General features: G+C 63.5%; 8 protein-coding genes and 1 pseudogene. 2 read left to right on the top strand and 7 right to left on the bottom strand.

The window, feature by feature from the left end; translation table 11 throughout:
• A pseudogene (locus PV766_RS23870) lies at positions 1–642 on the bottom strand (hypothetical protein); the annotation flags it as partial.
• 526 nt (positions 643–1168) lie between these two features.
• Between PV766_RS23870 and PV766_RS23865 the strand changes: the two are divergent.
• The gene (locus PV766_RS23865) at positions 1169–1978 is read left to right on the top strand and encodes a recombinase family protein (RefSeq protein WP_406899774.1); all 810 of its coding nucleotides are present in this window, start codon (positions 1169–1171) and stop codon (positions 1976–1978) included.
• 105 nt (positions 1979–2083) lie between these two features.
• Here the strand turns inward: PV766_RS23865 and PV766_RS23860 are convergent, their stop codons facing one another.
• From PV766_RS23860 to PV766_RS23850, 3 genes are all read right to left on the bottom strand, one after another.
• Positions 2084–3607 (bottom strand): IS1634 family transposase, encoded by a 1524-nt coding sequence (locus tag PV766_RS23860; RefSeq protein WP_421098109.1) that lies wholly within the window; start codon positions 3605–3607, stop codon positions 2084–2086.
• Positions 3608–3699: 92 nt separating this feature from the next.
• Entirely contained in the window at positions 3700–4056 is a 357-nt protein-coding gene (locus tag PV766_RS23855; protein ID WP_421098108.1) for a hypothetical protein, read from the bottom strand.
• Positions 4057–4074: 18 nt separating this feature from the next.
• A complete protein-coding gene (locus PV766_RS23850; RefSeq protein ID WP_421098107.1) occupies positions 4075–4524 on the bottom strand; it encodes a hypothetical protein in 450 nt (149 codons plus the stop codon).
• Positions 4525–4947: 423 nt separating this feature from the next.
• Between PV766_RS23850 and erm the strand changes: the two genes are divergently transcribed.
• A complete protein-coding gene (gene erm / locus PV766_RS23845; protein ID WP_394277787.1) occupies positions 4948–5709 on the top strand; it encodes a 23S ribosomal RNA methyltransferase Erm in 762 nt (253 codons plus the stop codon).
• Positions 5710–6009: 300 nt separating this feature from the next.
• On the opposite strand, the gene PV766_RS23840 is transcribed toward erm, so the two are convergent.
• The 3 genes from PV766_RS23840 to PV766_RS23830 all read right to left on the bottom strand — a co-directional run bounded on the left by PV766_RS23840 (position 6010) and on the right by PV766_RS23830 (position 7561).
• The gene (locus PV766_RS23840; protein ID WP_017838449.1) at positions 6010–6606 is read right to left on the bottom strand and encodes a cadmium resistance transporter; all 597 of its coding nucleotides are present in this window, start codon (positions 6604–6606) and stop codon (positions 6010–6012) included.
• Positions 6603–6962, bottom strand: a complete 360-nt coding sequence (gene cmtR / locus PV766_RS23835) for a Cd(II)/Pb(II)-sensing metalloregulatory transcriptional regulator CmtR (protein WP_421098106.1) — start codon at positions 6960–6962, stop codon at positions 6603–6605. The genes PV766_RS23840 and cmtR overlap by 4 nt, the downstream gene beginning before the upstream one ends.
• A 239-nt stretch (positions 6963–7201) precedes the next feature.
• Entirely contained in the window at positions 7202–7561 is a 360-nt protein-coding gene (locus tag PV766_RS23830; RefSeq protein ID WP_421098105.1) for a hypothetical protein, read from the bottom strand.
• Positions 7562–7764 lie beyond the last annotated feature (203 nt).

Below are 7764 nucleotides of genomic sequence, written 5' to 3'. Positions count from 1 at the left end.
ATCCCATAATCCGCTCCCTCCATCTCGGGGGAACTCACCGCTCATCTCGGAGTGTCCACCAAGACGGGAACGGTCCAAACCGGGCGGCTCAACCGGCGGTTCGAATGCCAACGGCAGTACGTACTCGGTCAGTCTGGAAGAAGCGTGGGAGCGGTCCAGGTGCAGCAGGACGGGGGCGGAGTCGTCCATGACCCACAAGTCAGCGCCGTGCGCTGCGACATCGCCGGCCTGGAATCGATACGAATCGTCGGCAACATCGTCCAAGTCGAGATCGACCAAGACGCCGCTTTCTTCTATCTCGCCGTGCTCGGCGAAGTGGAACCACTTCGGCCAGTATCGATCCGGCGACGCACCTAAGTCAGTCAGCCGTTCGGTCCCCGGCACGTAGTCGTGCGAGTTGCCGGTTCTCCTGGCTTGGCGCTCGACAAGTTGGAGCCGACGCACTCTGCCCGTGACCACGCCCGGCCGGCCCGGCACTGAGTGGTGAAAGTTAGGCGTGAGGAAACCGGTCACATGCGTCAAACCGGCAGCCGGGCGGTGGTGGTGCCACGTGGCGGTCCACCCGTTACCGGTGACCTCGAACGGCCACCGTAGGGTCTCGTCCCGCTCTTGCCAGGGGGCCTGTCCGAACTTGGGCTGCACCGTGACGCGGTAGGTGGTCGTACCCGGCCTGCTGGCAACCGCTGATGTGACCAAAGAGAGTCTGACGCTGACGACATCGCCTACATGAAGCGGGCGGAGAGTTCCGTCTTCGAAAATTTCATGGCCCACGAGCACTTGAATAACTCGGGCCGTGCTTCCGGAATTCATTGATGAGCCCCACGCACTAGGCGGACCGGTGGGCGAAGCCACCGGGCGCGAGGTTACCTGTGGCGGGAACGTATCACGCTCACATCAGCAGAGGTTGGATACGCCCCGACTAAAGCCGTGCAGGCGAGCCCCGCCTCTCTCCGCCGCAATGCGTAGATGACAGATCCCTGCAGGCCGTACGACATCCAAGTGAGAAACCGACACGGTGGCTGAGGGCCGACACGGGGTCGATTACACGCTCGTCACCGTGCTCACCTGACCCGCCAACCAAACCTGCGAGAACCCGCCAAACGAAGTTGAAGGTCACACCGTGGGGTCTAGGATCTATTGATACAGATTCCGGCTGAAAGGGTCTTCGATGGCTGATCGGATCGGGACGTTGCTGAACCGTTCGGGTGACGGTGGCGAGGAGGTGCTCATCGTCAGCCGCGGGAAGGTGCGGACTCGGTTCCGCCGCCGGGACGAGTTGGGTTGGAACTTTCGGGTGGAGTCAACGGACTCGGAGAACATCATCGAGCAGAACCCGAAACGAAAGCCGAAGACGGATCCGAAGCCGGCTCGCCGAGCTTCGCGTCCTCGCGGACAGCGGGTGGCGTACGTGCGGGTGTCGGCCGCCGATCAGAACGAGGCGCGCCAGCTCGAGGCGGTGGGGGAGTGCGACCGGGTCTATATCGAGAAACAGTCGGCACGCTCGCGTGCCGATCGCGTGAAGCTCGAAGAGTGCATCAGGTATCTCCGGGACGGTGACGAGCTGGTGGTCGCCTCGATGGACCGACTCGCCCGTTCCCTGGTCGATCTCAAGCAGATAGTCGGCGAGATCACCGCGAAGGGCGCGAGCGTGGAGTTCGTCCACGAGCGGGCCACCTACGCTGCTGGTGCCCAGGATCCTCGAGCGGATCTGATGCTGTCACTGCTCGGGGCGTTCGCCGAGTTCGAGAGGGCCATCATCCGTGAACGCCAGGCTGAGGGCATCGCCATCGCCAAGGCGAAGGGTAAGTACAAGGGACGCAAGCGCGTCCTGACCGACGAGCAGGTCGACAATGCCCGCGCCCGCATCGAAGCGGGGGAGGGGCCGTCGGCAATCGCCCGAGACCTAGGAGTGGGCCGATCGACGCTCTATCGGGCTCTCCAGAGAGCTGGCGAAGGGGCCACTCGTGTAACGCCGTAGCTAACCTGCTGGGAAGGGCGCGAAGTGTCGGAGAGCTTTACGACTCCGAGATCATGCGTACAAGCAGTTCTGCGCTCTCCGACCTGACTTCCACAAGTTTTAGTGTCACCCTGCGTTGATCGCGTCGATGACGGCTCGCGCGGCGTCCGGGATTGTGGGCTCGACGAGCATTTCGTGGTCGCCGATGGCGACGGTGACCGTGCGCAGCGGCCGCAGGGTGGTGACGATCTTCTTGATCGACATGCCGGTGACGTCCTGCAGGTGCCGCGCCACGGCCAGGGCGGCAAACACGACGGTCAGGTGAGCTTCGATCGCATCGCGGGTGCGGTGGAAGATCGGGCGCGCCCTCAGGTCGGCCTTGGCCATGCGGAAGGACTGCTCGACCTTCCAGAGGTCGTGATAGGCCGCCACGACGGCATGGCCGTCCATCACGGCCGGGGCGATGTTTGTGACATACCCCTTGTAACCTGCAGACTCGCGGGCCCGCTGGATCGAGGCCTCGTCCAGGATTACCTTCTGGTCGGTGACCTTGACGAACCGCTGCTTCTTGAGTGGTTCTGCCCGGTCGGCCACGCGTTGGGCGCGGTCGATCTGCGCGTTCAGCGTCCGCCGGTCTCGCTTGGCTCGCTCCCATTTGTAGTGCCACACCACCCGCCGGTCTCGCCGGTCCCGGCCCTGGCCCATTGGGCGGATCAGCTCCACGACGCCGTCGTCGGCAATCAGATTGCCGCGGCGACCGAAATGGTCCTCGAGCTCCTTGGGCGCCTTGGAAGTGCGGGAGCCGACGATGAACGACAGGCCAGCATCTTCCAGCGCATTGAGGTTGGCCGCCGACAGCATGCCCGCATCGGCCACCACGACCATGTCGCTGATCTGGTGGCGCTTTTGGAAAGCCGTGATGACCGGGATTAGCGTCTTGGTCTCTGCCTTGTTGCCCTCGAAGACGTGCACGTCCAGCGGGAACCCATCGCGGGCCACCAGCAGGCCGACGGTGATCTGCGGGTCGACCTTGCGCTCTTTACTCATACCGACTTTGCGCAGGTCATCTTCTTTTTCGGCCTCGAAATACAAGGTGGTCAAGTCGTAGAGCACCAACGCCACACCGGGGCCGCCGGCGCGGTTGACGTGGGCCCAGCAGGCGGTGGCGATCAGCCCGCGGTAGTCCCGGCCGACCACTCGCTGTAGGCAGTTGTAGAGCGTGTTGACGTGCGGTGGTTGCGTCCCCAATTCGCCCAGGACCCGAACCGAGTCCAACTTGCTGGTCGGCTCCACCACACGGCACAGCACCAGGTCGCGGAACACCGTATCGCCCACCACGTCGAAGCCGAGCCTGGAGTACGTACCGGTCAATCCTTGCCACAGGATCCGCGCCGTGGACTGCTGGATCCGCGCGGCTGTCGCTGCCGGCACGTCGATCACCGCGGCGCCGCGCTCACTCAACTCCAGGTCTAACGCCTGCTGATCGCCCTGGATGCGCTGCTTGGCGACCTCGATCAACGCCGCCAACTCGCCGGGGGTGTGAGCCGAACCCAGGTGCTCGCGCACCACCAACCGGCCGCTGACCCACTCGACCAACTGCACGCCCGTGGCCCCCGACCCCGTCGGCACCTTCCGAAATTTCAGCCCCACAGGCCCAACCTACCGGGCCGTTTAGTGTCACAAACGCCAGCACAGAACTCGCCCTACCAGCGCAAACCGGAATCCCAAGCGGCAGAACAGCGTCAACTTGTGGAAGTCAGGTCCGACCCCAGCGTGCCTGAGACAGCGGTGCTCAACGCATTGATCTGAGCCCTGACCCACTCAAGGCCACGCCTTGGTCCGCGGCTCTCGATCGCCCCAATCTCCTCGAGCAGATCTTGCTTCTCGTCCGCCGGCAGGTCAGCGTCTTCAACGTGATTCCGGAACTGGCTCAGCGCCGCGAGGATGTCTTCTACCGACACCTCAGGGCCGATATGGGCAGTCATCGAGTGGCCCTGTCCGCCAATCGCCTGGTTCCCAATATGTTGGGTTCCATAGTTGTCAGCCGAAACGTTCATAGTCGTCATTCCTCCGGAAAGTTGAACCTGGTCGAGACTCATCTGGCTTCTAAGGAGTCGCTAGCCCGCTGCGGTCAGACGCGCTCGGATCATTGATCCACCCCAGGCTTTGGTCCCTTCGAGGTAGCCGCCTGACTCGAGTTCCTCGACTGCCAGACTGACCTCTCGCGCGGAGAGCGACCCGGTGAAGTCCGCAGCGTCCTCACTCTTCATTAGCGCTTCTGGGGATGTCTCGGGATGAGCCGCCAGCCACTCCAGGACCCGCCTTTGCGCAAGTGAAGAGCGGTAGCTCTCGCGCATCCGGTTGGCTTCTACACGGCCACGCGTAGTCAGAATGAAGTCGAACTGACCATCTAGGGTCAGGGTGGCGTGGACTAGATCGGCAAGTTGAAGCTCGCTGTAAACAGTCTCCGCGAGTGAAGGGGGAACCACTTCGTGAGGAAGCGTGCTGGCTTGCTGTCCTGGCTGGTCGATCAACCACCGGAGTACCCGCTCTGCGTTGAACGTCATTCCAGGCATCTTGCATCTCCTTCTCCGTGGGGAGTGACTGCACGGCGGCCAGGCGGGGGTCCCGGCCGTTCTGGTCACTGTGTCATCCGGGTACGACACCAAATCCCTGCTAAGTCGATCCGCACAGCAGCCTTGTGTCGAGACGACTTGGTGAGAAGTGGGCCGCCAACGCAAGTCCAGCGAGCAGGCGCGAAATGGACATGCGCGCGGGTGGTCAACTGATGTCTCGCAAAGCTGTAGGTAGAAGAGACGGCAGGGCCGGTCGTGTTGTCCGTTTGGCGCCGACCGTGGACACGCCGACGGATGCTGCTATGTTCTCATTGAGACCTCATGCGTTTCGGAACGGCACCTCTGCGTACCCACTTTCTCGGTCTTGACCTGCCTGTTCTCGAGGCGCTCCCGTTCAATTCTTGGAGCGCGATCATGCCCCGTTCAACCCATGGCGGCCGACACGAACTTGGCCAGAACTTTCTCGTTCATGGCCCCACCCTCGAAAAGATTGCCGCAATCGTCGCAGCTACGCAGGGGCCGATTCTAGAAATCGGTTCCGGCAGTGGCGCACTTACTCGGCACCTGGCACGCCTTCAGAGGCCGCTTACCGCGATCGACATCGACGAGCACCGGGTCGCTAAGCTGCGCCAGCGCATACCCGGTGTGGCGGTCAAACAGGCCGACGTCCTCGCTTACCCGCTCACCACCCCGGTAATCGTTGGAAACGTTCCGTTCCACATCACGACGCCGATCCTGCGCCGGCTGCTCACCACCGGGACGTGGCAGCAGGCTGTGCTGCTCACCCAATGGGAAGTGGCCCGCAGACGTGCCGGCGTCGGGGGCTCCACATTGCTGACTGCTCAGACCGCACCCTGGTTCACTTTCGCCCTGCACGGACGCGTGCCATCCACGGCCTTCCATCCGAGGCCAGGCGTGGACGGCGGCATTATCCACATCATCCGCCGCCCCACTCCATTGATTCCCGTTGTGGAACGACAAGCGTACGAGCGGTTCGTGCGCGCGATATTCACCGGCCGCGGCGGAAGCCTTGAGCGCATCGTGCAGCAGGCCACACAAGCGCCGCGCAACCACATCCGAGACACGCTGAGGAAAGCAGAAATCAACTCGCGAGCCCTTCCACGTGATCTTCGCCCCGAGCAATGGGCAGCACTTTGGGGCGACCTGTACCGATGACTTCAGTCCTCTGTCGCGAATGATCCTGCTCAACGCAACTCGCTGGCGCGACATATCTACGGGACGACCGGACTGGCTCGGAGCCTTCCGACCATGCCCCTCTAGGTGCGTCGTAATGGAGGATCGTCAAATGCGACAGGGCGGCGGCGGGGCGTGAGTTGTGGACTTGATCGCTTTGTGGCGGTCTTCTGTGGTTACTTCTTGGCGGCGACGTACGACGTACCAATCGGGCGTTCTGGCCGAAAGGGTTAGAGCGAGTCGGCGGCTCACGGGTGGGCGGCCGGGTTTGCGTCTGTTTTGTCAGAGTCCGAATGCTCCGCCGCTGATCAGAATGAAGGCGCCTAGGCCGATCAGGACAATCGGGAACAGGATGTGTTCCCAGCGCTCCAGGACTTCGGCGATCGGTCGGCGGGTGGCGACGAACCTTGCCAGGCCCACCAGTCCCGCCACCAGCACCAGGAACACGATGCAGTAGGCGACCACGGCTCCCGGGCCCACGTTGAGAAAGACGGGGACGTAAACGCCGATGTTGTCTCCACCGTTGGCGAAGGTTACGCCGGCCACGGTCCACACGGCGACGTTCTTGCCCTCGACCTTTGCATCGTCGTCATCATCGTCCCCGCGCCAGGCCTGCCACGCGGCCCACAGTCCCAAGCCCAGTGGGATCAGCCCGAAGTAAGGGATGGCCTGCGGGGGCAGGAAGACTCCCGCGCCCAGGGAGACGAGCACAGCCACGCCGAGGATGCCGGCGAACCCGAGATACTGGCCGGCCAGAATGCGTGCGGTGGTTCCGCGTTGGCCTGCTCCGCGGGCGAAAAACAGCGACAGGACGATGATGTCGTCGATATTGGTGGCAATGAACAGGCCGATCGCCTGCAGGGCCGAGGACAGGATCACGCCTGCACCTCCGTGGCGTGACAACCCGGCACTGAGCAGTCGGGCTCCAAGCAGGAGGCGTTTTCGTTGACCGCGAGGGTGATCTCGACCAAGGAAGATAGCGACCGGGCCAAGTGCGGGTCTACGATCTCATACCGGGTCTGGCGACCTTCGGGCACTGCGACAACGATCCCGCAGTCGCGCAGGCATGCCAGATGGTTCGACACGTTCGACCGTGTCAGCTCCAGATCCCGGGCCAGCTCCGCCGGGTAGGCCGGCTGCTCCAGCAAGGTCAGCAGTATTCGGGACCGTGTCGGGTCGGCCATCGCCCGCCCTAACCGGTTCATCACATCGACACGAGAAGCAATAGTCAGCACTTGCTGAACTATACAGCGTCTGCTGAACTGTTGTGACAACGCCCTAAAAACCTAAAGGTTGTCAAGACACTTAATCTCGTCCAGGGCTACGGCCAGTTTTGAACAGGTTTCCTGGCGCTACAGGCACCCACCGGAGTCTCACTAAGTCGTCTTGACAACCTGTAGGTTTTTAAGGCACATTCACGGCGCCAGGCGGGCCGCCGCGGGAGCCCTCGTCCACCCCGCTGGGGCCGCGGGTTTCAGGCGCAGCATGACGTCGGCATCTGGTTTCGGAAGAGGCCGGCCACGATGCGCAGGCTTTCGCTCATGGTCAGGTACGGCGCCCAGGTGTCGGCCAGATCGTCGACGGTCATGCCGCTTTTGATGGCGTAGGTGGCCGCCAACATGATCTCCCCAGCACCGTCCGCCAGGGCGTGCACGCCCAGAACCTTGCCGCTCACGGCGTCGGCGACGAGCTTCACCGCACCACGGGTGTCGTGCTGGACGAGCGCCCGGGGGACATCGGACAGGTCCAGGACGCGGCAGTCGCACGCGTGCCCTCGGGTGAGGGCCTCGTCCTCGGTCAACCCCGCCGAGGCCAGCTGGGGCCGGGTGAACACGACCGCAGGAAAGCCGGCGTAGTCGACCCGAGCTGCCGGCGGGTACCTGTCCTCGGTCAGGGCGTTGAGCGCGGCGGCCCGACCGCCGGCGGCGGCGGCGTAGACGTACTGGGGAGCCCCCGAGACGGCTCTGTTGCAAAGATTGGCGGCAGTCAGAGGTAGGCTGTCGCTCTGCGCCGATCAGGCGGCTGCTGCGAAATGGT

The organism is Rhodococcus sp. As11, assembly GCF_048957735.1.
Lineage (GTDB): Bacteria > Actinomycetota > Actinomycetes > Mycobacteriales > Mycobacteriaceae > Rhodococcus > Rhodococcus gordoniae.
The sequence above is the reverse complement of the archived record's forward strand: the minus strand, read 5'-3'. Positions and strand labels throughout refer to the sequence as shown.

What these genes read in the sequence shown, in the direction of transcription:
- PV766_RS23850 (WP_421098107.1), bottom strand. Translation starts at nt 4,524, where the DNA reads ATGACGTTCAACGCAGAGCGGGTACTCCGGTGGTTGATCGACCAGCCA.
- PV766_RS23855 (WP_421098108.1), bottom strand. Translation starts at nt 4,056, where the DNA reads ATGAGTCTCGACCAGGTTCAACTTTCCGGAGGAATGACGACTATGAAC.
- PV766_RS23865 (WP_406899774.1), top strand. Translation starts at nt 1,169, where the DNA reads ATGGCTGATCGGATCGGGACGTTGCTGAACCGTTCGGGTGACGGTGGC.
- erm (WP_394277787.1), top strand. Translation starts at nt 4,948, where the DNA reads ATGCCCCGTTCAACCCATGGCGGCCGACACGAACTTGGCCAGAACTTT.